Consider the following 25,158-nt stretch of genomic DNA (forward strand, 5'->3'; position numbering starts at 1 on the left):
TCGACCGCATCTTAAGCGAACGTCACCACCCTTGTAAACTGATTTTTTGGGCATTGACGCCCGCCAGATAGGGTTTGACTTTTGGTGGTTCATGGGGTAAATTTCTTCGTCATTTCACGGGAGGAAACATCTTGAGCGCCAAAGGAATTACCTATAAAGATGCCGGCGTCGACATCGATGCCGGCAATACGTTTGTTAAAATGATCAAACCTTTTGTTCGGGCCACGTCGAGACCGGAGGTCATCTCCGATATCGGCGGCTTCGGGGGCCTCTTCTCGCTCAACACCAACAAATACAAGAACCCCGTGCTGGTTTCCGGCACCGACGGAGTCGGAACGAAGCTTAAGATAGCCATGATGGCGGACCGCCACGACACCGTCGGGATCGACCTCGTGGCCATGTGCGTTAACGACATTGTCGTCCAGGGTGCCGAACCGCTCTTCTTCCTCGACTACTTTGCCACCGGCAGCCTCTCGCCCGAGCGCGGCGCTGCGGTCGTCAAAGGAATTTCCGAAGGGTGCATCCAGGCGGGATGCGCTCTCATTGGTGGCGAGACGGCCGAGATGCCCGGTTTCTACCAGGAAGGCGAGTATGATCTGGCAGGCTTCACCGTTGGCGTTGTGGAGCGGGACAAGATCATTGACGGATCGTCCATTACTGTCGGTAATACCCTCATCGGCCTCGCCTCGAGCGGTCTCCACAGCAACGGCTATTCCCTCGCCCGCAAGATCATTTTTGACACCCTAGGTCTCGGTATCAACGACACGCTTCCCGGATACGACCGGAGCGTTGCCGACGAATTGCTCACCCCGACCCGGATTTATGTAAAGTCTGTCCTCAATCTTCTCCGGGACTTCCGGGTAAATGGCATCGCCCATATCACGGGTGGGGGACTCCTGGAAAACATTCCCCGCATCCTTCCCAAGGGATGCAAAGCGGTCATCAGACGCGACAGTTGGACCATGCCCGAAATTTTCCGTATTTTGCAGAACGGCGGAAACATGGAGTGGTCCGAAATGTATCGGACCTTCAACTGCGGCATCGGCATGGTGCTTGCGGTTCCAGAGAACGATGTGGACGAAATCCTCATACGTCTTTCCGGCCTTCAGGAGAAGGCTTTCGTCATCGGAGAGGTGGCCAAGTGCGAGGCCGGCAACGAGTCGGTGGAGTTGATCTAAACGGTTATTCCCATGACTGATCTCCTTACTATCGGCGTTCTTGTTTCAGGAAACGGCTCCAACCTCCAGGCCATCATTGACCGGATCGAGGACGGAACCCTCCCAGCCCGAATTGCCTGTGTCATCAGCAACAAGGCCGATGCCAATGCCTTGGAACGTGCGAAACGCCACGGTATCCCCACCCATTTCCTTGACCATCGTGCCCACGCTGGCCGTGAATCGTATGATGCTGCCCTGGCAGAACTGCTCCGCTCCCACGGTGTACGCCTCGTAGTGTTGGCCGGTTTCATGCGAATCGTGACTCCGATACTGCTCGGAGCATTTCCCCATGCAGTCTTGAATATCCATCCGGCACTGCTTCCGGCATTCCCCGGGCTCCATGCCCAACAGCAGGCCTTGCAGTATGGCGTCAAAGTATCAGGGTGCACGGTGCATTTCGTTGACGAGGGAACCGATACAGGACCGATAATCATTCAAGCTGTTGTACCGGTTCTCGACAATGACACGGAGGAAACTCTCTCGGCCCGCATCCAGAAAGAAGAGCACCGCATCTATCCCGACGCAATCCATCTTTTTGCCAAAGACCGCCTCACCGTGGAGGGCAGGAAGGTAATCGTCGCACCGGCTCCGTGAACGTGATTTGAACGTTCATCCGCAGTATCCGGCGTAACGCAGGAATTCATGATACCCAGCTAAAGGACTTTCGTCATGAAAAGGATCGCTCCCCTGCTGATTGTTTTGTTGATTAATGTTCCAGTCGTCAAGGCTGCGGACACGATGATATTCCCTTCCAAAAACGGAAACATTACCTTTAACCACAGACGCCATATCGAACTTCTCAGGGAGTGCAAGAACTGTCACGACAAAACACCTGGTAAAATAGCTAATTTCGGCAAAGACTATGCCCACAAAACCTGCAAGGGATGCCATGAAGTCAGGGGAACGGGGCCAACGCGGTGCGCCCTCTGCCACAGGAAATAAGCGTCATTATTCGGTGGCGCGGTAAGCAAAAGGCCGGACCTGATAATGGTCCGGCCTTTTTTTGCTTTAATGACCACTGGATAAAGTGGACTGTCTTATGCCACCTTCTCGGATGCCTCATTCTCTTCCTTGAACCATTTCTCGAACCAGCTACGGTGATCTTTCGAAGCAAGAATCCTGAGATCGTTTGGCCCAAGCCAGACCCCACCGCAACCTGGACAACGATCAAGCGGAACCCCTCGGAAGGTCATTGCTTCAATCTCGTCTCCGCACTTGGGACAACGGTTCCGGCACAGTTCACGTACCAGTCGTTCGCGCTCTTCCTTCTGCATTTTCTCGATTTTTTCTTGTTCCTGCTTGTAGATGTACTGATTTTCGAGGGCCTTTTCGCGTTCCTTCCAGATGTTTTTCATAGCAAGCACCTCCCGAATCTGAGCGGTTTTTCTAAGAGAAAGTATAGCAGATTTGGACCATTTTCCCCAGATTTGTCCTGATGGCGCGCACGATTTCATTCAGTTTTTCAGGGCACATCCTCTTCTAGTGCATCCACACGGCACCAGACTCGTCCTTGATGGAAAAGGAGTTCGAGTCTGTCATTTGGGGCTAGTTGCCTGAACGTCTTGACCGTAGTCCGTTCTGGCAGTTTGAGGGCCACACTATACCCGCGCGCCAGGGTGCCAAGGGGTGAAAGTGCTTCGAGCCGTGCCGAATGCACAGCCGCAGCCTCACGGAAGCGGTCGAGATGACGCAGCAGGGCTATTTCACTTTTGTCGCCCAAGGCAATAACCCGTTCCCGTGCGCGCTCCACACCAAGGGACGGATTTCTGAGCCTCAAATGATTCCCAAGCGTTTCCAGCGTCCTCACATGATCTTTGACGGTTACCACGATGGCGCGTTCAAGTCGTATGGAAAGGTCATCCAGGCGTTGTGACAGGTGCCCTAACAGCACGGTAGGGTCGCGGAGGGCACGGCCCAATCCTTCCAATTCCCCCCCAGTCTCAGCCAAGAGGCGCCGCATTGTCTGTATAAGCCGGTGACGGAGGAACTCGACTTTCGACGCCAACTCCTCCTTGCTCTTGACGACCAGTTCTGCCGCTGCCGATGGAGTCGGTGCCCGAAGGTCAGCAACAAAGTCTGCAATGGTAAAATCGATTTCGTGGCCTACGGCAGTTATGATTGGTATCCGGGAGCGGTGGATCGCCCGAGCGACCTTCTCCTCGTTGAAGGCCCACAGATCCTCCAACGATCCCCCTCCCCTCCCCACGATCATGACATCAACGGCACCGTAACGGTTGAAGTCGGTGATCGCTTGGGCAATCTCGTCAGCCGCTCCTTCACCCTGGACTTTGACGGGTCTGATGAGAACCTCCACGTTGGCAAATCGTCGGTTCAGGACGTTGAGAATATCGTGAATCGCCGCCCCGGTTGCCGAAGTCACCACTCCGATCCGCTGCGGCAGGGACGGGATCGGCCTCTTGTGTTCCTCGGCGAAGAGTCCCTCCTTGGCCAATTTTCCCTTTAGCTGAATGAACGCAAGCTGCAGCGCTCCGACCCCCCGCGGCTCCAGATATTCAACGAGAAACTGATAGTCGCCCCGTTGTTCGTAAACCGTAATCCGCCCCCTGACGATCAATCCCATCCCGTCCCTGGGGCGAAATTTCAGGGCTCGGGCTGACGCACGGAACATGACGCAGCGAATCTGGGCGCCGGCATCCTTGAGCGTAAAATACAGGTGCCCGGAAGCAGGCATTGCAAGGTTTGAAACCTCACCCTCCACCCAAACGTGCTCGAAATTCTCTTCAAGTACTCCCCTGATGAGGGAGGTGAGTTGGGATACGGTTAAAATCCGTTTTTCAGGAAAGAGCTCCACAAAATCTCCTCGTAAATACTGCCAGTTGCAGAGGTTCTAGCATAGGGTTCGCGGCGAGTCAAAGCGGTTGACCGTCGCTGTCCCCTCAGTGTAGTATGGTCACCATGCAGAGTTATCCATACGTCATTACCGTCTCCTCGGAAAAGGGGGGCGTCGGCAAGACCACCCTCGCAACCAATCTAGCCATCTACCTGAAAGCTCTCGATGAAAACCTGCCGGTTTCCATCTTCTCCTTCGACAACCATTTTACCGTCGACCGGATGTTCGAAATCAGGGGACAACGCACGACCGGCACCGTGGCCGACTTCCTCCTTGAAACGTCGGGGAGGGATCTGATTCACACCGGTCAATACGGCGTCGGCTACATCCCCTCATCGTCGAACCTTTCAGACCTCAAGGGGACCGTCAAAACGCCGATGATGCTGGCGCGGCTTCTGGCTCTCTCAAGAATCCCCGGCATAGTTGTCATCGATACCCGGCCCGATCTGGACATCCTGACACAGAATGCTCTCTTTGCCGCCGACCGGGCCATTATACCCGTCAAGGACATGCCAAGCCTTGAGAACTGTCGCAACATTTTCGCACTGTTCGAGCAGCGTGGCCTCGATCGCAAGAGCCTTTCGCTCATCCCCTGCCTCGTCGACGAGCGAATCAAGTTCGATGGCCCCTTCGCCGACCAAAAGACCCTCCTGAAGGCCTATGCCATCAACCGAGGCTATCGTTGTTTCGAAACCTACATCTCCAAGAGCCCCAAGGTGGAGAGCCTCAATACAAACCCGGACGGAAAGATCTACCCGATCCTCACCCATGCCAAGTGGACGGAAGTCCACGGCCAGTTCGCCCAGCTTGCCCAAACAATTATCAAGGAATTCAGGGCCACCGCCGAACCGCGCGCCTTTCTCTTCCACCAGTGGCTCCAGAGCGAGGAAGAGAGAAAGAAAGAGTCCTTCTTTGCCAGACTCTCGGGGATCAAGTCGGAGTGTCTTCTTTGCGGACGCTCCGTCTCCGGCAAAGATAGCGACAGGGTGTCTTTTTACTTTGAGGTCTCCGACGGCAGTGCCGCCGGTTTTTTCGAAGAAGAGTGTTTCTTCCGTCTTCTCATGACGAACGTCTACAACCTGGACATTAATCTGGCGGATGACGATCCCACCCTTCAGATCATGCGTGATGCAGCCCGGGAATCGGCGTTCGTCTTCAGACCGGTGACCAATGGCAGCGGCACAACAGTCGATTTCCACCGTTTCGGCCTCGATGGGGTGCATCTTCTGAGAAAGGCCTATCCTCTGCGGGAATTTGAGGGGGGGATGCTGAGCAGGGAGAAAAGCAGGCTGTTTTCATTGCTTTCGGAAACCTTTGGCAACCGTCTGGAGGCCTCACCCGACGCTTTTCTGCTCGTTCACCCTGTTCACCAGGAAAAGCCGGAAGCGATCCTCCAGGAAGAAAGCTACCGGGGATTCACGCGCCTCAGACAGAGGATTGCCCAGCAGGTCCTGCATCCTAACTGACGGAAATGTGTCAGTGTACGAGCGATGAGGCGAGGACAAAGGTGATACCCTCATCCCGCAGTTTTGGCAATCCTAAGGATAAGGCTTGGATAGTGGCAGGATGGGGGTGGCAAATGGCAATGGCACTTCCCCTCTTGCGGGCTATGGCCGCTGCCTGCCTGAGTTGCTTCGAGATATATCCAACATCCTGGATATTGTCGAGGAAGACGGCCCTGGAGGCGGTTCTTACGCCCAGTTCACGCGCCATCGACTCTCCCGCCGATATTGCCGAGGTTTTGCTGTCCACAAAAAACAGCCCCTTCTCCTTCAGAATCCCCAGTACCACCGCCATCTTCTCCCTGTTTTCGGTGAATGCCGAGCCCATGTGGTTGTTGGCGCCAACCGCCTGGGGGACTTCTCGGAAATAACCATTCATACGGGCGGAAATCTCTTCGTTTCCCTGGCTGAGAAGAAGTCCGTTCTCCTCAAGACGGCGTTCAGGATACCCCTTTGGCTCCATGGGCAGATGGATCATCACCTCTATTCCCCGCCGTTGCGCCTCTTGAGCCACCTGGCGCGCCTTTGGAAGCCCCGGAATAATGGAAAACGTCACAGGAACGCCGATATCAATAAGTGAACGGGCCTCCTGCGTTCCCTTTCCCATGTCATCAATAATGATTGCGAGACTCCCGGAAGCAGCAGGACGTGGGCGCGCATGTCGCTCTGACGGTGGTGGCACAACTGTTGCCGTATAGTCCTCATGAATAACCGGGGCCTTTTCCTTGTAGTCACGTGGCGGGAGCTTATGCCGTTCCATGACTTTCGGGAGATCCGGTTTTGTCGCGGGCCGCTTGTCTTTAATCAGGCCGTCAATAAGGAACACAGACGCCACGGCAAGAGTGGCGAGAACAATGAAAATAAGGATCGGACGCAAACTTCGGCCACCCTTTTTTCTATTTACCCGTATTTTATCATTTCGAGATTTTGCCACAGATAATCCTGAAGGTTATATGCTAACTATAACGTGTATAACACAGCACAATAGTTATGGGCAACGGACTTTGAACTGTACAAAAGACAAAGCCCGCCGTGGAATGGGCGGGCTTTGTCTGCATAGTGATACGGAAAACTTCTTACTTCTTCTTATTTTTATTGCCTTCGCGTTCTACTAGATAATTGGCGGTATATATGTAGTCATCCACGTAATCACGCTTCCCATCGCCATTGAAGTCATATGCCGGTGCCTTATCGGTTCCTACCTTGGAGAGAAAAAGTAAAAAATCTGCTTCATCTGTCACACCGTTTCTGTCGAGATTGATATCCGCCTTGGGTGCGACGGTAAAAGGATAGTCTACTATCTTTTCCCCCATAACGATGGTAAGCGTAGCCTCAAACCTTCCGGCTTCAGGGATGGCTTCTATCAGCCAACGATTATCTCCCAACTTCTTCAACGACTTGAGACCGGCTCCTCTTAAGGCAAAGTTTGGTGCATCATTGCCGCTATCCGGTAGTTCAATTTGGACTTTTATCATCGTTTTTCCGTCGGCAATACAAATCGGAGGATCCTGCTTGATTGATGTGGCCACGGGTTCATCAAACAACGCTAGAAGAGATTTTGGTGCTTTAACACCCGAATAAGCTTTAAACCGTTCAAGTACTCCTCTGAAAACCACGTATTTTTGTCCCTGTGACGACGGAACAGACGCTGAAGGGGGAGAAACTGGTGCTGCCGGATGTTGATACTCTTTGATTTCCCGTTCATCGGCATCGGGGGATGATTGCCACTGCGTGGGTTGCTCGCCTAACGTCGACTCTTGTGCGCTGGGCGCTGTCGGTTCCAAGGGTGACTGTGCCCCCTCAGGTGAACCCAAAATGATAGTACCTTGTGCTATAAACGGTATCTTGGATTCTTGCTTATCCGAGGAACCTCCCTTATCCGAGGAACCTCCCTTGTCAGAGGAATCTCCTTTATCCGGATAATTTTTTGTGCCTGTGGAGTCTGTGTTCGTGGGTCCTGTGCTTGAGGATCCTGTGCTTGAGGATCCTGTGCTTGAGGATCCTGTGCTTGAGGATCCTGTGCTTGAGGATCCTGTGCTTGTGGATCCTGTGCTTGTGGAGCCTGTGCTTGTGGAGCCTGTGCTTGTGGAGCCTGTGCTTGAGGATCCTGTGCTTGAGGATCCTGTGCTTGTGGAGCCTGTGTTTGTGGAGCCTGTGTTTGTGGAATCTCCTGTGCCTGAGGAATTATCTTCTCTGGTTTCACTCGTCAAGGGACTATCGATCGGTTGATTCGATGCGTCAAGACCGGTTAACTGGCAGGTGAGCGCCGGCTTTCCCCACGACTTGCCGAGGGGGGAAAATGTAACGGTTGCCACCGTGCCTGAACCGGAGACAGGCGGCTCATTGACCATGGCTACCTGTACCGTTCCAGACGTTTCTACAATGTTCGGCACGAAAACCAGCCAGGTGGCTAAATCACCACTGACCACCTTGGGGCTCGACAATGATGCCTTGTCGTAAGTGAGAGTAAAATCAATAGCGCCAACATTGATGAGACCGAGAGCAACAACCTTGTATCCTCCGTTGCCCATATCCACCAGGCTGAGACCAGTGCAGGATGCGGCGGCCTCATAAGTCATTGGAGAAATGATTAGTTGTGCACCCAACAGTAAAAGGGAAAGGCTTTTGACTTTCATTCACTTTCCTCCGTAAAACAGAATCTTTCAGCAGAAATCCGGGATACCATGCCAGAGGTGTGATTACGATGGCATTCATCACCTTGCTTGCTGTCTGCTGATTACTACGTTTATTGCCTCAAAAATGGCCGTTTCAGAAAACAATCCCGCTAATTGACGCAATTGCAGCGACGCAACTAGGAATGACCTGAGTGGCAGAGCCTTCTGGGCCGAGATTCACCACGAAAAACAATCTCACGATTGAGGGTTTAGCACATACAATGCCAAAAGAATATGGTCCCTCAGAAGATGCATTTATGCACATGAAGGTTTAGCCTGGCAGCAAGTGGTAACACTACAGATCAGCTGGTTGTGTGAACGGCTTTGAGGAAGGAAATTGCTTCAACGGCGTCGTTGTTGCCTTCGAGTTGGTAAACCTTTTGAAGGGAAGTAAGGACTGATTCGTGGAGCCTTTCAAGTTCCGCTCGCTCCGCACAGATATGATGATCGAAGGGCTCTTCGGGAAGGAACTCCCCGGAATATTCATCCTGAGCAGCTTCGAGATATCTCCTGGCTCCGGAGATATCGCCACGAGCCAGCATCTTGATTCCGGTCTGAGCGTATCCTTTGAACTGGCTCGAATCAAGGGAGAAGATATTGAAATCGAGACGGATGGCTTCACCAAGAGTCATAATGGGATTAATGCTGCGCGGGCCCATAAATGACTTGCGGAGTCTGCTCAAGGTGGTTTTGAAATTCTTTGCGCCGGAGACCGGATCGCAGCCTGGCCACAACATGTCAATGAGTTTGTCTCTGTGAAGCCACTGGTCGTAGGAAATGAGCAAATAGCAGAAGAGTATTCTCGCCTTCTGGCTTTCCCATAAAATGGTCATAGGGAAATTGAGATAAGAAAGTCCCAGTCCACCAAAGGTTTTAATGGAAATTTGCTCAGGGTTGGCAAATCCTTTATCAACTATTGCACATGAAGGCCGTGGGTTCATTTTTATTAACCATAATTAAATTACAAACGATTTCTCGTTTTGTACTACAAAAGGAGAAATGAGTCAAGAAATGCTCCCTTCAAAAACAGATGCATAAAAAAAGAGGGGATAGGCTCCCCTCTTTTTTTTACTTCTGCCCCGCCAATTGACCTAATTGGCCCTATTCATCGTCTTAAGGATTTCCCATCCTTTCAGGAGATCAAGCGCGCGCAACACTTGGTAATCCCCTTTCAACTGATCATCACTCCTGGCGGCGGGAGACTTGCCTTTATCCGTTTTCTTGTCTTCCCCCTCCACCTTCTCTCCGGATTCAAAGTGGTTTTCCAGATCCTTTTCCCGGATATGGCCATCCTTTTTCTCAGTTGGTTGAATTTCGGCACGTTCCACAATGATGTCAGGGGTTATTCCCTTTGCCTGGATCGATCGCCCATTCGGCGTGTAGTAACGTGCTGTAGTAAGACGCAGTCCCGAATCATCAGAAAGCGGAATGATTGTCTGCACCGAACCCTTGCCAAAACTCTGCGTCCCCATAACGACTGCCCGCTTGTGGTCCTGCAAGGCACCGGCAACAATCTCGGAAGCACTCGCACTGCCACCGTTGATTAGCACAACCATCGGATAGGCCGGTTCCGTTCCTCCCTTGTGGGCGTTGAACTGCATCCGTGAATCCTTCTCTCGACCTTCTGTATAGACAATAAGTCCTTGCTCGACAAAATGGTCTGCGACCTTGACCGCCTGGTCCAGAAGCCCGCCGGGATCGTTGCGAAGGTCAAGGACAAGCCCCTTCAAGGACCCGCCATTTTCCTCCTTCAGCGTCGCGAGAGCCTTCACCAGATCATCATCCGTCTTCTCCTGAAACTGGGCTATTCTGACGTAACCATACCCATTCTCGAGACTCGAGAAACGGACACTCTTAACCTGGATGATGTCACGTACAAGGGTGAAGTCCTTCGGCTTGTCAAATCCTTCCCGCACAATGGTCAGGATGACCTTGGTCCCCTTTGCGCCGCGCATCCGCTTTACGGCATCCATAATGGTCATGTCCTTGGTGAAGCGGTCATCAATCTTGAGAATCTGATCACCAGCCTTGATTCCGGCGCGGAAAGCTGGGGTGTCCTCAATTGGCGAGATAACCGTCAGGATACCATCCTTGATGGTTATCTCTATGCCGAGCCCCCCAAAGGATCCCTTGGTGTCTATCTTCATTTCCTTGTACATATCAGGAGGCATAAAGGAGCTATGGGGATCTAAAGATGACAGCATGCCGTTGATGGCCCCATAGATGAGTTTCTTGGTATCGACCTCTTCAACGTAACTCTTTTTTACGATGGCGAGGACATCGGTAAATAATTCGATGGATTCATAATCGTTTCCGCCCTCTGCCGCACAGTGTTTCTGGGCGACAAAGGCTCCTCCCGCAAGCATCGCAAAGAGCACTACCGCCAACAGCACAATTTTTCTACCTTTCCTGGTTCCAAACATCATGCCTCCCGCGATGATTAGTTCAGTCTACCTGCACCATGACGCCGGATCGACCGGCCGTCCCTGATAACGGATCTCGAAATAGAGCATATCACCCCGCGGGGAATCGACATCCCCGACACTGGCGATTGTCTCGTTTCTCGCCACCTCAGCTCCCACCCGTTTGGCGATTCGCGAAGCATGGGCGTAAAGACTGAAAAATCCTCCGCCATGATCAACAATCACCATATTACCGTAACCTTTAAAGTAGTTTGCAAAAATGACTTTGCCTTCGTAGACAGCCTTGATATCGGCACCAGAGGGGGCTGCTATGGAAACACCGTTACTTACGGTGTAGGAATTGAATTCCGGATGTTTATGGCGCCCGAATCCGCTCACAATTTTGCCACTAACAGGCAGTGACAATCTCCCCCGCTGAGCGCCGAAACCCTTGTCAGCAATGGGAGGCATTACCGGTGACATCCCCTTTGCCGATGGTTTACGAGCAGCTGAAGTATAGCTTTTTCTACTCATGGCTTCAAGCTTTCGCACCATTGCCTGAAGCCTTCCGGCGTTGACCTGGAGCTCACGCAAGGACGCCAGATGGGCCTGCTTGTCTTGCCGTACCTTAACGAGATAGGCCGCCTTCTTGTTTTTTTCGCCCGTGATCTCCTGCTTTTTCTGCTCGATGCCGACCTTGAGACGTTCCTTACGGTTGGCATCGTTTTCGAGTACCACTTTAAGCTTTGAAAGCTCCTCAATTTTCTTGTTGTAGTCGGCAAAGAGTTTTCGGTCGTTTTCAATGACCGATCTCATATACCGCAGGTTTTCTACCATCTGGGGGAACGACTCAGAGGAGTAGAAAACCCTTACATTACCGATCTCCCCGGCTTTATAGACGGCAACAAGTCGGCGCTCAATCTCATGTTTTTTTTGCTCAACTTCATTCCTTACGGTATTAATTTCCGTCTCGGTCTTCGAGATGGTTCGCTCCACGCCCTGGAGTTCCCTGGCAAGGGAAGCAAACTGAGCTTCCTTTTGCTTGAGGTTCCGGTCAATGGCTTGCAATTCGCCTGACACCTGCTGCTCCACCTTTGTGGTCTTTTTCAGAAGTTGCTTCTTCTCCTTGATTTCTTTCTTGACCCCCTGCAGCTGGTCACGCACATCGGCATCGGCTGCAGCCGCCGCAAGGAGCACCACCAGCAAAGCGGTTATGGGATGTAGCCATCTCATTGCGGGTTATTGATGAATCGTTTCAGAGAAGTGAGGCTGCCAAGGAAACCGAGGACCACTCCTCCGGCAAGAATTCCGGCAATGTACAATGGCGGAAGGAATGAAAGCCCCGATACCGACGAGGAGAAGTTAACGAAATTCGTGGCGCTGTGGAGAAAACCGAAAAAAGCAGCCACAAGGATGAGAAGTGACAGGACTGCTCCGGCAGCGCCCTGGATGATTCCCTCAATGAGGAAAGGGGCCTTTATGAAAAATCGGGAGGCCCCCACAAGCTCCATCACCTCGATCTCCTCTTTTCTGGCGTAGATTGTCAATTTTATGGTGTTTGACACAATAAAGAGCACTGCCATCAGGAGAAATCCTCCAAGGAGCGCTCCCACAAAGCGAAGGAAGTTCATGAACGTATTGAAGCGCCTGACCCATTCTTCGCCATACTGGACCTCCGCTATGCCGGGAACCTTTTTGAGCCGGCCAACATAAGCCTCCATGGCTGTATCTTCGCGACTATTACGCTTCAGAGTTATCTCGATGGAAGAAGGAAGCACGTCCGCCGGAACCCCTTCAAGGAGGGTTTCCTGGCCCTTCAGACGTCCGCGAAAACGCTTCATGGCTTCCTGTTTGCTGACGTACCCGACCTTATCAGTCCCGTCGATGGCCTTCACCCTCGTCATGATAGTAGAAAGTTCCTGGGGAGTTGGCTCAGTGTTGAAATACGCAGTCACCTGAATCTTCCCACTCCACTCATCGGCCGTAGACTCCAGATTCACGAAAATGAGGAGGAAAAGCGAAACGATAAGAAGCGCCAGGGTTATGGTACCGATGGCGAGGACGTTCACCAGAACGTTCTGACGAATATTGAGGAGTGCCCGGGCAAAGAAGTAGCGGATCCTCCCCCCTACCCCGTCTCCGGACATGGTGGGACGAATAGACGGCTTATTTCGGGACATCGGTATCCTCCGCAACGCGGCCCCTATCCAGCACGATAACGCGCCTATGGCTGTTCTCGATCACTCGGCGATCATGGGTCGCCACCACCACCGTGGTACCCTTGATGTTCGCTTCCCGGAATATGGACAGAATCTGTTCCTTGTTCTCGTCGTCCAGATTGCCGGTCGGTTCGTCTGCAAGGAGAATCTTCGGCTCATTCACCAGTGCCCGGGCCAATGCGACCCGTTGCTGCTCTCCTCCGGAAAGCCTTAGGGGGGTGGCGTTGATCTTGTGCTCTATCCCCATTTGTTTCAGAACATGGTAGACTTTTTTGCCGATATCGCGCTTACTCCAGCCGAGCACCTCAAGGGTGATGGCCACGTTTTCAAGAACCGTCCGGTTGGGGAGGAGCTTGAAATCCTGGAATACAACGCCGATGGTTCGACGCAGGAGCGGAATCTGTGCCCTAGTGAGTCGGGTGATGTTCTGCCCATCGATGAGGACCTGCCCACGCGAGGGGATAAGCGCCCCATAGACCAGTTTCAGCAGGGTCGATTTTCCTGCCCCGGAAGGTCCTGTAACAAAAACAAAGTCCCCTTTGGGGACCTTGAGGGAAACGTCGTTCAATGCTGCCGCGTCGCTCTGATACGACAGGAAAACATTGTGAAACTGAATCATTGTATCCTCTTTCCTCGTCACTGCTCCGTGGCGGCATTACCCCGCAACACGCTACCATTCTTTGTACGGTTTTCCGTCAGTTCCCACCAGATCAGAACCACTATGTACATCGTAGACGTTGCCGGTGTCCACTTTTCCGGACGCCGCTTCGGCAGTCGGTTCCGGGGGAGCGATAGTTTCCCAGCTGTCAGCTTTCCTGGTAAAGGGATCCGTTGGTAAGCCGTGGATATACTTCTTGTCGACTAGATCCTGGAGCGAATCAGGATACTTCCCCTGGTCGGCGTAAAATTGGTCTATGCTGCTTCGGATGCTGTAAAGGTTCTCCCGCAATACTGCCTCTCTCGCCTTGATGAGACTCCACTTGTAGCTCGGCACAGCAATGGTGGCCAGGATGCCGATGATGGTCACAACAATCATCAGCTCCACAAGCGTAAAGCCTTTGCATTTTGTTAGCAATTTTCGGAAGCTCGGCACGTTACCAGTCCTTGTATTTTGTCCCGTCGATGGCCGTACCCTCGCTCAGGGAATAGACGTCATACACGTCTGAATTGTCCCACGTCGTGCTATCGGGCTCGTCCTTGTAGGAACGCAGACCCCATTCGGGCTTTTCACCCGACGCGGGACGGTTGAAGGGATCTACGGGAATCCTCCGGAGAAACTTTTTTTTGGTCGACTTCGCTTCGCCGCCGAAATCGGTACCCGTAACCAGGACCTCCAGGGTTTCGGGATATCCTGTTTCATTCAGGATCTGTTTCCCCTTGTGGGCGTCGTCATAGGCTTTTTTGTACTCGTCTATGGCAGTGCGGATCTCCCTGAGCGATCTGCGCAGTTCAAGCTCCTTGTTCCGCTTGACGGTCATCTGGGTAAAGGGAACCACCACCGTCGCCAGTATACCGAGAATGGTAACGGTCATTATGAGCTCAATAAAGCTCAGGCCCTTACGGTTTCGTATATACCTCACTGTCGAAACACCGATAAACTTCACGCTCACTTAACTTCAACAACGGTATTGTAGGGTACGACTTCAATCGGCTTGTTTGCCTGGTCGGTGAAGTTCACGCTCTGTAGCCCAAGGCTGGCCGGCCCCTTGTTCTTGGCAGTAAAGGTCGCCGTGAGGAGCGAACCGGCACCATCGATGCCTTCGGCACCGGTTCGTGCCAATGTAATTGTCACCCTTCCCTTCGCCTTGTCAGCCTGGGCGCTGAAGCTGGTCGGCTTGCCATCCCGATTCAGGAACGTCCCTTCGACTGCTCCCACATAATCTATGAAAATTGGGTCGTAGAGAAGTATAAAGGGCGCCTTAAGGAGACCCTTGACATCGGAAACCCTGATTTCGACCTTGAACTGGGAGCCAAGATTCACAGCTGCCGGTGCGGATATATTAAGGCTTCCGCGCGCGGCTGGCGCAGGTGCTGCAGCAACAGGAACAGCTGACGCTGCTGCCACTGCCGCAGCAGGCGCCGCAGGAGAAACCGGTACTACGGGAAGGGGCGCAACCGCCTGAGATTGCACTGCGGACGGCGGGGCAGACTGCTGACCCGGAGCCGGCGGCGCCGATTCTTTGATTTCCGGGGAAGCCGTTGCCTGGGGGGCTGGCGTGGGTGCCAGACTACCGGGAATGGGTTGTTGAGGTGCAACTCCTCGGCTAGGTGCAGGACCAGAAGCAGGAACAGGTGCAGGCGATGCTGCCGGCTGCTTGACGGTTTTGGGTTGGCCGATGGCAAACTCCGGCTCAAGCTCAAATGAAGCGAATGGCTTGACAACCGAAGGATCGTCCTCTTTGCCGGACCAGAAGGAAACAAGATCCGGTTCGGGAACGGTGACAGAGCGAACCAGACGCGGTGTAATCGCGAGAATCAGCTCACGCTTCTGGTTATCATTAGAGTTACTGGATAGAAGCGGACCAATGATGGGGATGTCGCCCAGTAAAAAGATTTTCTGTTTTCCCTTCTGCTTGTTGTCTTCAATCAGCCCACCAATGACACTCGTTTCCCCATCCTTGAGATTCAAGACCGTATCAAGGTTACGGGTTCCGATGGTTACGACCGTTGTCGCAGAATCCGTTCCGCCCACTGTCTGCTTATCGACAATCGAACTGACCTCAAGTCCAAGCTTGATAGAGACCTCGTTATTGAGCATGATGGTCGGTTCAGCGTTCAACTTGACGCCGACATCCACGTATTGGACGTTTACGCTGAAGCCGCCGGTTGTACCGGTTGTTGACGTGGTCGTAATCGGCACTCGGGTACCAACGGTGAACTTGGACTTTTCCCGATTCTTGACTCTGATTTTCGGGTTGGCAAGCACCTCCGCGTTGGTAATGCTCTTGCCAAAACTGTACGAGGCACTGGGGACCGTCAAAAATCCGCTGTAACCGTTCCACGAGAACGTCTGCAACAACTCACTCCCAGCCGTTCCCTGTATCGTTGTCCCTGTGCTTGAACTCACCGATGACCTTGAGAACGTATCATTCAAGAATCCCCCGCCCGGCGTCTGGGTATTCAGGGACACGGCATATTTACTCAGGGCGAGGCCAAAGTTCTCAATGTTCCGTTTCGACACCTCGATGACCTCAACGTCCAGAAGCACCTCGGCATCGGGAACATCATTGGCTTCGAGGATCTTGCCCGCCACATCAACCAGTTCAGACGTATCACGCACAACAATAGCGTTCAACTCTTCATTGACGTAAACCTTGCGAACCTGAAGCATCGTCCGGAGAAGGTTCACCGCCTTCTTGGCATCGAGGGTGTTCAGGAAAAACGTCTTGACGACCAGATCTTCATATTGCTTTGATTTCTCGGGAGTTTTTGGAAAGATGAGAATGGTGCTCTCGTTCAGCACTTTCTTACCGAGCTTGTTCATGTTGGTCAACAGGTCGAGGGCTTGCTGGAAATTTGCATTCTCCAGATAAATAGTTACTTTTTGATCCTTTATAGTGTCGTCAAAGATAAAGTTGATTCCGGAAAGTTGGGTAACTATGTAGAAGACGTCTTTCAGGTTCGCGTCTTTGAATTTCAGGGTAATTGGCTTTGTGGACTTCAGATTCAACTCATACCCTTCCAGTCGGGTTTTTTTTGTGCTCAGCAGACGCTCAAGGGCTTCCTTTGCCTCTTTGTTTTGCCCGTCGAGGTCAAGGGCCTTGCGATAGGCCTGGAGCGCTTCCCTTGGCTTATTACCCCGCTCAAAATCCTGTCCTTCTTTGAAATAGGTTCTCGAATTTTTCTGGCGAACGAGCTTATCGCTCTCCTGTTTCGCCCGTTGAAGCGACGGATCGAGGGCAACTGCTGCCTGATACTCGACGAGCGCCGCATCGTAATTCTTAAGGGCAATGAACTCATCTCCCTTGCTCAGATGTCGAAGCGCAGCTTCCTCGCTGGTCTTGAGGAGCCTCATGCGGTATTCGTTCATCTCCGGATTGGATGCGACCGCCTCGGAATACTTGATGACAGCCTCGTCTAGCTTTCCTTCCCGCTCAAGGCGCTCTCCCTTACTGAATGCAGTCAGTCCGGCCCCGCACCCTGACAGGAAAGCAAAAAAGGACAAGAACGCTATTATCTTGAAAATGATCCTCATGTATGCGGCTCCTTAAACCATCGGACGTTCATCGTATCTGGCCGGCGAGAGGCCGGTTCTCGACAAGAGGAATCACCATCTCGCTTCCGTCGGTAAGAGAGCGGATTGACAGCGCCTCATCGGTGATGGTTGTCGCTTCGTAGTTCCCGGCAATTTTGTCGCCCTGACGTACAAGGATAATCTCCTTGTCACGGGCAAGAAAGATGGTTTTGTGGTTGTCCTTCTTGAGAAACCCCAGGAAGGTGAATTTTGCCATGTCCCGCACCACCTGCGGCGGTTGCGGAGCGACCGGCATCGGAGGCGGCAGCGCCACCGGAGCTGCAGGCGGAGGCGGCGGAACGGCCTTCGGTAACATCATTGGCAACGGACGCGATTGCTTCGTTTCGCCACGGAAAATGGGACGGAATATATTTCGTCGAAAACCGGCAAACCGGTTCGAAGTACATTCAAGAAGATCAAGCCTGAGCTTCCTATCGTCGGTTGCAACCGCTCCGGTAGGCTTTGGGGAACGGCTGACCTTCGCCGGGGGGGGGGGCACCTTCGATACCGTCTGCTGGCGCGGCATTCTGATGTAGCTCACGATGGCGGCGACCACGAACACCACCAGGAGAATGGAAAGAATGAGCCTCTGACGGTTCATTTCCCCTCCGGACGCAGATAGGCTGAAAGTTGCATCTTGAGGGAAACCGCCTCCTCGGTCATGCTGGTGTTTGAGAGGGAAATCGAGTCTATCGTCAAAAGCCCTCCGTGACACTGAAGATCGGAAATGAAACTCTTTATGCCGGCGTATTGACCATCGAGACTCATTGTCACGCCATAGACGACCAGATTCGCCTCCTTCTGGGCCTCGGGTTTATAGGTGATTCCCTTGACCTTCAACCCATTGTTGGCAGCTATTTCAAAAACTTCCATCATCTGCCGGGTAAAATCCCGCTTCAGAGGTATGCGCTCCTGAAATGCTGCAAGGTCGGCTGTCCCTTGGCGATAAATCGCCGCCAGGTCCCCGCCGCCACCCGTCACGAGACGACGCTTCTCAGTCCATTCATCCTGGAGCTTGACGAGTTTCGGCTCCTGAACCAACTGGGAGTAAATCACGATCCCCATATTCGTCAGAATGAGAACGAGGATCACGGCAATTGGCATCCGTTTGGCCTTAAGGACCTCCAAAAGCTGGTTTCTGGTCATTGGAAATCCACCTTGCACGTAACGGTGAATCCCACACCCCTCTGATCAGTTCCCTCCTTGACTTCCGTCTGGCTCTGGAGAAACACGTCGGTAAACCGGGGGACTCCTTCGAGATTTTCCACAAAGGTCCTCAAATTGCGAAACTCCTTCGCGGTTCCAGCGAGCGTCAGGGTCCCCTCTTTGAGTTTCGGCTCTATGGATGAAAGAGTAACGCCATCGGGCACTACAGACTCCAACTGATCTAGCAGAAGGAGCCAATTAAACCCTCTTTTCTTGAGGATTCCATTGGTGACTGAAATTTTCTTTATGATCCCCTGATACTCCTGCTCCGTCACTCCCTTGGCTGATGTCGCAAAACGTTCCTGAAGCTTCGCCAGTTCACCTTCAAGTTGCTTTGCCTGACCGGCGTTCGTGGCGACCCCTTTGACGAAGAAGAACATGACCAGCACCAGCATAGCGACAGCAGCGGCCAAAGCAGCATTCAGTTTTCGCGTATCAATAAAATAGCGAGTCGAAAGATTGATCTTCAGATCCATCAGAGATTCCTCGTTGCAGCACCAACGGCAGCTGCCAAGGAAGCCAATGGCACCCCACCGCCCACCACGGAAGAGGCCGGATTGTCAATAAACGTATCCGGTGAAAGCATGAAGGGCTCCAGTCCGCACGCTTCGGTAATGACTGTCCTGAACAACTCACCATCCCCGGGGGGCGCCAGACAGAAAGCTTCGCGAAACTCCCGCCCAGGATTCTTGTCCCGATAAAAAAGAAGCGAATTATTGGTTTCCATGAAAATACGGTTCATATCAAGATCGGAGCCCGGCAGTTCCTTTGCCCGGTAGAACTCAAGCACATCGTGATGAAATATAAGTATACTCAACACATTATCATGGCATGCAGCAAACAGGGAACTTTCGCTCATGGCTATCCGCGGAGAAAAGAGCCGATAGAGGTTAAATGAGGTGAAATCGATGTGAGCCGGTTGAATTCCCGCTTCGGCCAGCAGTTCTTCGTACTGGCTGATCACTTGCCGTGCAATGATTGCTACAAGAACCGATATCTCGCCGTTCTCTTTTTCTCGCAGAATCTGATAATCAAGATGCATTTCGTTTACGTCGAAAGGAAGACTCTTTTTGAGCTTCCACCGGATAATGTCGGATCCCTCGTCACGGCTCTTGAAGCGAGTCTCAAGATCAAGAATGGCCACCCGCCCACAGGCGTCGGGCAGTGACACCGAGACAAGGCCGGTACGGTGCAGAAGCTTCAGGTACGCCTCTTTCACCTCCCTGACGAAAAGAGCCGGCTCCGCAACGTTCGGCTCGCGATGAACGAGTCTAATGGTTCCGGCCGGGAACTGGGCGGTTTCACAGGCGAGCAGTTTCGGCCGGTTCTTCTTTCCGCCTATCGCTGCCATCCTGACCCCGTGATGGGTTATCTCCATCCCCACTGCATTACGGGAAAAAAACATGAAAGCCTTTCATCGATAAAGTAGACCAAGCGCTATTCAACAAAGGTGACACGATTGATTTCCCGCAGAGACGTTTCTCCGGCCAAGACCTTTTCCACAGCCGACTCGCGAAGAAAAACCGTCCCCGCTTCCCGGGCGGCCACCTTGAGTTGGGCAGCCGGCGTCTTAGACATGATCAGTTCACGGATGTGGTCGTTGAGATCAAGCAGCTCAATTATGGCGGAGCGGCCGCGATAACCAGTGCCGTTACACTCGTCGCACCCGCGTGCATCGAAAAAGGTTACGCCGCGACACTGCTCCGGGTCAAGTCCTGATTCAACGAGAACCGAATCAGGATGCACAGTCGGCAACTTGCAGTGGGAGCAGAGCTTGCGTACCAATCGCTGAGCCATGACGCAGTTCAGGCAGGAAACAAAGTTGTAGGGGTCGATACCCATGTGAATAAAACGACCGAGAACGTCAAACACGTTATTGGCGTGTACCGTGGTGAATACCAGGTGCCCCGTCAGTGCGGATTGCACGGCGATCTGGGCAGTTTCAGGGTCGCGGATCTCCCCCACCATGATCTTGTCAGGATCGTGCCGAAGAATTGAACGCAATCCCCGGGCAAAGGTAAGCCCCTTCTTCTCGTTGACCGGAATCTGGACAATGCCCCGCAAGGCATATTCAACCGGATCCTCGATTGTGATGATCTTCTCCTCGCCGGTATGAATCTCGGTAAGAGCAGCATACAGAGTCGTGGTCTTGCCTGACCCGGTTGGTCCGGTCACCAGCACCATCCCGTAGGGCTCGCGGACCTTCTTCCGCAGTCTTTTCATCTCCCGCGGGTTCATGCCAAGGGTTTCGAGGGTCAGCCCCTTGAGATCGGAGGCGATGCTCTCCTTGTCGAGGATACGGATAACAGCGTCTTCTCCGAAGGCGCTCGGCATGATTGAAACGCGGAAGTCGATGGCCTTGTCGGCAATCCGGACCTTGAAACGTCCATCCTGGGGAATGCGCCGCTCTGAAATGTCGAGCTCACTCATGACCTTGAGGCGTGAGATGATCGGTGCCTGGAAATGGACGTCGAGGGTCTCCGTTGCCCGGTAGAGAACCCCATCGATCCGGTATTTGATGACGACCCCTTCCAGCGCCGTTTCGATATGGATATCGCTTGCCCTTCGTGTCAGGGCATCCATGACTGTAGAGTTGACCAGCTTGATGATGGGGCTCGTATCGGCGGAGATCTTCTCCATGGAGAGGATCTCCTCACCTGTCTCGTTCTCCCGTACGAGTTGGAGCATGAAGTCCTCGGAAACTTCCTTGAGGACCCGGCTCGTGGCCTCTCCTTTTTTCAGGATGGCGGAAATCGCCGATTCGGTGGCCAATTTAATGATAAGAGGCCGATCGAGGAGGAGTTCAAGCTCGTCGAGCTTTATGACATCGGTGGGATCAGAGATGAGGATGACAAGGCTGTTGCCCTGCTCCTCCAAGGGAACAAAACGGAACCGGTAAATGGCATCGGGAGGAAGCGCATTGAGAATTGCCTCATTGGGCCGCAATCCCCTGGCATCGACGTACTCCAAGCCGAATTGCTCCGCCAGTGCTTCCGCCAGGGACTCCTCGGTAATGAAGCCTTCTTCGACGCATATCTCCCCGAAACGCTTTGTGGTTACCTTCAGTCTTTCGACGACGAAGGGGAGATCATCGGTTCTCAATATCCCGCGCTCAATAAGAATTTCGCCGATGTTTTTCCTTTTAAAGACATGCTTCATCATGGTTTGTATCCGATCAGGCCTTGTGCCCGCAATTAGTCTCCGACCTTTGGTTAACCAACTGTCCCAGCGATCTTGAATACCGGAAGATACATGGTAATGATGATGACGCCGACCACCAGCCCCATGACAATCATTATGGCGGGCTCGATGGCAGTGGTAAGGAGATGAAGCCGTGCATCGATATCACTTTCAAAATATTCCGAGATGTCGCTCAACATCTCCTCCAGTGATCCGGTTGTCTCGCCTACACCGAGCATGCGGAGCGCCAGAGGTGGCATGAATTTTACCGACTCAATGGCATTGGAGAGGCTCATCCCCTCCTCCACCTTAACGACCGCCTGGAGAAGCCTTCTTTCGAGAACCACATTATTAAGCGTGCCGACCGACATCTTCAGTGACTCAACGATGGGAATACCGCTGCCGATGACTGTTGCGAGCGTCCGGGTAAAGGAGGCGACGGCAAACTTCGAAAAAACCTCGCCGATAAAGGGGAGTCGTATCCTGAGATCGTCAAACCAGAAGCGTCCCCGTTCGGTTGCGGACCAACGACGCAGGCCCATGACAACACCGGCGATCAATGCAAGTACAAGGAGTATGTAGTGTTTGAGTGCAGAGGAAAACGAGATTAAAATCCGCGTGGGAAGAGGCAATTGCGAACCGGCATCAGCATAAACCTGACTGAAGGTCGGGACCACGTACACCAGCAGGAAAGCAATTGCAATGGTTGCCACAGTAACAAGAATCGATGGATAAACAAGGGCTGAAACGAATTTTTTCCGCACTTCCTCCACCCTCTTCAGAAAAGCGATGTAACGCCTGATGGTGAGGGGGAGGTCTCCTGTCCGTTCGCCGGCCCTGACGGAAGCAACATAGAGATGTGGAAACGCCTTAGGATACTTTTCCAAGGCATCGGAAAGAGCCATGCCTCCTTTGACGTTCTCGCGGACTTCCTTGAGGATATCCGCGAGCTGCCCCCGATCAAAGCGCTCTAGAATGGTATCCAGTGCTTGTATGATTGGTAGACCGGCCTTGATGAGAACCAACAGTTCCTGGTTCAAGGTCAGAAGGGTCTTGTTGTCCACCCTCCTATTGCGTCCGCCCCTTTCCCACAAAAACTGCAACGGCTTTTTTTTTACTTCAAAAACAAAAAAACCCTGTTCCTCCAGGCTGACGCGAAGCATCTCGGGGTTTACTGCTTCAAACTCCTTGACGATGATTCTGCCTTCAGTGGAGCCAAGCTTGCATGTGTAGAGGGCCATAGGTCTTTCTTAACATAACAGCGTCAAAATTTGAACTAAAAAACCAAATAGATACGCTATTTTAGCATATTTTAAGCAATTAGGACATCGACCGTTACTGCTCACTTCTCGTGACATGAAAAACAGATTGTCGACAGGGGAAGGCGAAGATGATAACGCTCCTGTTCTTGATTGGCGGGATTCTTTATGTGCATTGAATGACAGGTGATGGCACAGGTAATGGTCCCGTCCTCAGCCAGAGGGAGACCTTCTCGGTTCATCACCGGTTTCATACCGATGCCGTGACCGAACTCCATGCCGTGACACTGCCTGCAGAGAGCCACCTGGTTGGTGAGGAGCTGTCTTTTTGTTGCTTTAGCAACAAAAAAACTTTCCAGTTTTTCCTTGGAAAGTACATGGCAGATCCCACAACTCTCGGGAGTGCTGTGGGGGTTCACTGCACTATCCGGAACCTCCGGCGCGGCTATCCCTGCTCCTGAGAAAACAAGCACTGCAATGCAAACCCCGATTCCCTGCTTAACAAATGACATCGCTTGGCACCTCTGCGGGTCAGTAGACCTTGGGATTGTGATCGACACCATGACAGGAAAGGTAGCATTCGCCCCGGAATGTTGAAATACCCTTCTCTACAAACTTGAGTTGCCCCTGCGAGTTTGGTGACACTACAGATTTATTGAATGCAATCAGATATTTATTATCCGGACTCCCGTGGGAGCTATGACAGGTATAGCATGAAGTTCCTGAGTCGGCACCGCTTCCACCTCCTCTTCCTTGGATGTGCAGGGCATGGTAACGGAAGCTCTCGTTTCCGAGAATGCTCGTACGATCGTGACAACGGTAGCAGAGAGCATAGGTATAGGGTGTTTCCGGCTGCTTGTCGCTTGTCGAGTAATGGTCCACGAGGATATGTTCATACTGCGAACCATGGGGCCCTCGTGGGGACTCAGGATTCTCGCTGCCATGACAGTCACCGCAAGAGATTGTAGCTACATCACCCGCATTAATCTTCTTTTCTTTATATGGCTTCAGAAGGCTGATGACTGCGGTATTCTTCCCCTCTCCCTCCACGGGATGAAAGGAAGGATTGGTCAGTGCAAACTCCATCCGTTTGTTTACTTGCCTCCCGGGCAGGTTGGCACTCTCGGCGTGACACTTGTAACAGAGCTCATATTCCTTGCTTACGGATGAAATGACGTTGCCGACCCGCTTACCCCGGATCCCGGCAAACTTGTTTTCCGTGGTGACGAAATGAGGATTGTGACAATCAACGCACTCGGCGTGGCGAGGCATGCGGGAGTCCGCCTCGGGAAGGACCTCTTTGCTCCGATGAATCCCCCTGGCATCGAACGTCGGATGGCGATAGGGCTTTACAAACTCCGCCTCAACGTTCTTCCGGTTGCTGCCGGACGGGGCAAAATTTTTCGGCATGTTCTTGTATTCCTTCGTCAACCTGGAAGGTTCTCCGTGACAAATAATACAGGTTTCGGGGCCGCCGCCCGACTTGAAATTGAAGCTTAAATGACAGGTGGAGCAACCGGTAGCCACTCGTTTGGAGTCAAGATGAACTGCATCCCTGGGATATGGCGCAGCAAACAGAACAAGCGGGAATATCAAAAGGAGCCCCATAACTGCAACGATATGCTTCAGGATCATGGTCAAACCCTTAGAGATTGGGAGAAGTAAAGGTGTGGCAGTCCAGACAGACGGTATCATGGGCATCGGTCGCATTTGTACCGCCGATCACCCAAAAGGGAGTGGAAGGGTCATTAAACTGCGACTGGTGTGGATCATGACAGGTTATGCACTGCATTCTCTTCTCTTTGTCAAGCCGAACCTTTGCGTTCGCGGGGAGCTTGTACGTACCCGCTCCCTCCAGGACATTAAGCCGATCGCGGACTGTTGCGTTATAGACAAATGAAACCGGATGATGGGAATTGGTTATCTTGGTCCGGTCAAAAACATGAGCACCCGACATAACCGTATTGACGTTATTATTAACCTCGATAGCATCACCGTTTAAAACAGCTCCCAGCGCAGTGACCCCGTCGTGGCAACTGAGGCAAAGACGCGATGAGCCATTGGGCTCAGTCTTGTAATCGCTTGAAGTTCGAGCGGTTGGATCGGTATGGATAGCAAGGGTGTTAGAGGAGTAATGGCCAAAAGCCTGAGTGGTATCATTGCGGTTCCAGAGAACCGTCTGGGGTTTTGCGTTGTGGGGGGTGTGGCAGAAAATGCAGATCTGGTTGCCCCTCGGGTCGGAGGCGCTCGTAGCCTTATAGTTCACCCCGGTATTACTGAACGAGAGGTTATGCTTGTTGCCCCCATCCTTGAACTTGGGGCCTGGGGCACAGAAACCCAACCCAACGTCAAAAAAAACGATAGCTACGAATACAAAGACTGACAGAAAGCTGCCTATTCTCACCATCATGGC

General features: G+C 52.6%; 26 protein-coding genes. 5 read left to right on the top strand and 21 right to left on the bottom strand.

Features of this window, described 5'->3' with window-relative positions; genetic code table 11:
* Positions 1-131: 131 nt before the first annotated feature.
* From purM to KI811_RS18550, 3 genes are all read left to right on the top strand, one after another.
* The gene (purM, locus tag KI811_RS04825; RefSeq protein WP_214185358.1) at positions 132-1,178 is read left to right on the top strand and encodes a phosphoribosylformylglycinamidine cyclo-ligase; all 1,047 of its coding nucleotides are present in this window, start codon (positions 132-134) and stop codon (positions 1,176-1,178) included.
* 12 nt (positions 1,179-1,190) lie between these two features.
* Complete coding sequence (purN, locus tag KI811_RS04830; RefSeq protein WP_214185359.1) at positions 1,191-1,811, top strand: phosphoribosylglycinamide formyltransferase; 621 nt, start codon at positions 1,191-1,193, stop codon at positions 1,809-1,811.
* Positions 1,812-1,886: 75 nt separating this feature from the next.
* On the top strand, positions 1,887-2,159 hold the full coding sequence (locus KI811_RS18550; RefSeq protein ID WP_246551364.1) for a cytochrome c7: 273 nt from the start codon (positions 1,887-1,889) through the stop codon (positions 2,157-2,159).
* A gap of 95 nt (positions 2,160-2,254) precedes the next feature.
* On the opposite strand, the gene KI811_RS04840 is transcribed toward KI811_RS18550, so the two are convergent.
* Positions 2,255-2,572 (bottom strand): TFIIB-type zinc ribbon-containing protein, encoded by a 318-nt coding sequence (locus tag KI811_RS04840; RefSeq protein WP_214185361.1) that lies wholly within the window; start codon positions 2,570-2,572, stop codon positions 2,255-2,257.
* 107 nt (positions 2,573-2,679) lie between these two features.
* Complete coding sequence (gene xseA / locus KI811_RS04845; RefSeq protein ID WP_214185362.1) at positions 2,680-4,029, bottom strand: exodeoxyribonuclease VII large subunit; 1,350 nt, start codon at positions 4,027-4,029, stop codon at positions 2,680-2,682.
* A 95-nt stretch (positions 4,030-4,124) separates the two neighbouring features.
* Here xseA and KI811_RS04850 point away from each other — a divergent pair, with 95 nt between their 5' ends.
* On the top strand, positions 4,125-5,534 hold the full coding sequence (locus KI811_RS04850; RefSeq protein WP_214185363.1) for a ParA family protein: 1,410 nt from the start codon (positions 4,125-4,127) through the stop codon (positions 5,532-5,534).
* A 10-nt stretch (positions 5,535-5,544) separates the two neighbouring features.
* Here KI811_RS04850 and KI811_RS04855 read toward each other — a convergent pair whose 3' ends face one another.
* Together KI811_RS04855 and KI811_RS18555 are read right to left on the bottom strand one after the other, a co-directional pair.
* Positions 5,545-6,504 carry a divergent polysaccharide deacetylase family protein gene (locus KI811_RS04855; RefSeq protein ID WP_214185364.1) on the bottom strand — a complete coding sequence of 320 codons (960 nt, stop codon included), beginning with the start codon at positions 6,502-6,504 and terminating at the stop codon, positions 5,545-5,547.
* A gap of 142 nt (positions 6,505-6,646) precedes the next feature.
* Complete coding sequence (locus KI811_RS18555; protein WP_246551366.1) at positions 6,647-7,354, bottom strand: hypothetical protein; 708 nt, start codon at positions 7,352-7,354, stop codon at positions 6,647-6,649.
* Between the two features lie 166 nt (positions 7,355-7,520).
* Between KI811_RS18555 and KI811_RS18560 the strand changes: the two genes are divergently transcribed.
* Positions 7,521-7,799: a hypothetical protein gene (locus tag KI811_RS18560; RefSeq protein ID WP_246551368.1), complete on the top strand. Its 279-nt coding sequence runs from the start codon at positions 7,521-7,523 to the stop codon at positions 7,797-7,799.
* Between the two features lie 748 nt (positions 7,800-8,547).
* On the opposite strand, the gene KI811_RS04865 is transcribed toward KI811_RS18560, so the two are convergent.
* The 17 genes from KI811_RS04865 to KI811_RS04945 form a co-directional block, all read right to left on the bottom strand.
* A complete protein-coding gene (locus tag KI811_RS04865) occupies positions 8,548-9,186 on the bottom strand; it encodes an AfsR/SARP family transcriptional regulator (RefSeq protein WP_214185366.1) in 639 nt (212 codons plus the stop codon).
* 150 nt (positions 9,187-9,336) lie between these two features.
* Positions 9,337-10,668: a S41 family peptidase gene (locus tag KI811_RS04870; RefSeq protein ID WP_214185367.1), complete on the bottom strand. Its 1,332-nt coding sequence runs from the start codon at positions 10,666-10,668 to the stop codon at positions 9,337-9,339.
* A 27-nt stretch (positions 10,669-10,695) separates the two neighbouring features.
* Positions 10,696-11,880, bottom strand: coding sequence for a murein hydrolase activator EnvC family protein (locus KI811_RS04875; RefSeq protein ID WP_214185368.1), 1,185 nt, complete (start codon positions 11,878-11,880; stop codon positions 10,696-10,698).
* Positions 11,877-12,827 (bottom strand): permease-like cell division protein FtsX, encoded by a 951-nt coding sequence (gene ftsX, locus KI811_RS04880; RefSeq protein WP_214185369.1) that lies wholly within the window; start codon positions 12,825-12,827, stop codon positions 11,877-11,879. Before ftsX ends, KI811_RS04875 begins: the two co-directional genes overlap by 4 nt.
* Positions 12,814-13,485 (bottom strand): cell division ATP-binding protein FtsE, encoded by a 672-nt coding sequence (ftsE, locus tag KI811_RS04885; RefSeq protein WP_214185370.1) that lies wholly within the window; start codon positions 13,483-13,485, stop codon positions 12,814-12,816. Before ftsE ends, ftsX begins: the two co-directional genes overlap by 14 nt.
* Positions 13,486-13,536: 51 nt before the next feature.
* Positions 13,537-13,902, bottom strand: coding sequence for a type IV pilin protein (locus KI811_RS04890; RefSeq protein WP_246551369.1), 366 nt, complete (start codon positions 13,900-13,902; stop codon positions 13,537-13,539).
* A 58-nt stretch (positions 13,903-13,960) separates the two neighbouring features.
* Positions 13,961-14,446 (bottom strand): type II secretion system protein, encoded by a 486-nt coding sequence (locus tag KI811_RS04895; RefSeq protein WP_214185372.1) that lies wholly within the window; start codon positions 14,444-14,446, stop codon positions 13,961-13,963.
* Positions 14,447-14,472: 26 nt separating this feature from the next.
* Positions 14,473-17,061, bottom strand: coding sequence for a secretin and TonB N-terminal domain-containing protein (locus KI811_RS04900; RefSeq protein WP_214185373.1), 2,589 nt, complete (start codon positions 17,059-17,061; stop codon positions 14,473-14,475).
* Between the two features lie 28 nt (positions 17,062-17,089).
* Positions 17,090-17,701: a type II secretion system protein PulP gene (locus KI811_RS04905; RefSeq protein WP_214185374.1), complete on the bottom strand. Its 612-nt coding sequence runs from the start codon at positions 17,699-17,701 to the stop codon at positions 17,090-17,092.
* Positions 17,698-18,246 carry a type 4a pilus biogenesis protein PilO gene (pilO, locus tag KI811_RS04910; protein WP_214185375.1) on the bottom strand — a complete coding sequence of 183 codons (549 nt, stop codon included), beginning with the start codon at positions 18,244-18,246 and terminating at the stop codon, positions 17,698-17,700. The genes KI811_RS04905 and pilO overlap by 4 nt, the downstream gene beginning before the upstream one ends.
* On the bottom strand, positions 18,243-18,782 hold the full coding sequence (locus tag KI811_RS04915) for a PilN domain-containing protein (RefSeq protein WP_214185376.1): 540 nt from the start codon (positions 18,780-18,782) through the stop codon (positions 18,243-18,245). Before KI811_RS04915 ends, pilO begins: the two co-directional genes overlap by 4 nt.
* Entirely contained in the window at positions 18,782-19,657 is an 876-nt protein-coding gene (locus tag KI811_RS04920) for a pilus assembly protein PilM (protein ID WP_246551372.1), read from the bottom strand. The genes KI811_RS04915 and KI811_RS04920 overlap by 1 nt, the downstream gene beginning before the upstream one ends.
* 86 nt (positions 19,658-19,743) lie before the next feature.
* Positions 19,744-21,465: a GspE/PulE family protein gene (locus tag KI811_RS04925; protein WP_214185552.1), complete on the bottom strand. Its 1,722-nt coding sequence runs from the start codon at positions 21,463-21,465 to the stop codon at positions 19,744-19,746.
* Positions 21,466-21,518: 53 nt separating this feature from the next.
* Positions 21,519-22,727: a type II secretion system F family protein gene (locus tag KI811_RS04930; protein ID WP_214185378.1), complete on the bottom strand. Its 1,209-nt coding sequence runs from the start codon at positions 22,725-22,727 to the stop codon at positions 21,519-21,521.
* Positions 22,728-22,828: 101 nt separating this feature from the next.
* Positions 22,829-23,257 carry a cytochrome C gene (locus KI811_RS04935; protein ID WP_214185379.1) on the bottom strand — a complete coding sequence of 143 codons (429 nt, stop codon included), beginning with the start codon at positions 23,255-23,257 and terminating at the stop codon, positions 22,829-22,831.
* A gap of 19 nt (positions 23,258-23,276) precedes the next feature.
* The gene (locus KI811_RS04940; protein ID WP_214185380.1) at positions 23,277-24,380 is read right to left on the bottom strand and encodes a cytochrome c3 family protein; all 1,104 of its coding nucleotides are present in this window, start codon (positions 24,378-24,380) and stop codon (positions 23,277-23,279) included.
* Positions 24,381-24,390: 10 nt separating this feature from the next.
* The gene (locus KI811_RS04945; protein WP_214185381.1) at positions 24,391-25,155 is read right to left on the bottom strand and encodes a cytochrome c3 family protein; all 765 of its coding nucleotides are present in this window, start codon (positions 25,153-25,155) and stop codon (positions 24,391-24,393) included.
* Between the last annotated feature and the right edge of the window lie 3 nt (positions 25,156-25,158).

Source organism: Geobacter hydrogenophilus, from assembly GCF_018501225.1.
Taxonomy (GTDB): Bacteria; Desulfobacterota; Desulfuromonadia; order Geobacterales; family Geobacteraceae; genus Geobacter; species Geobacter hydrogenophilus.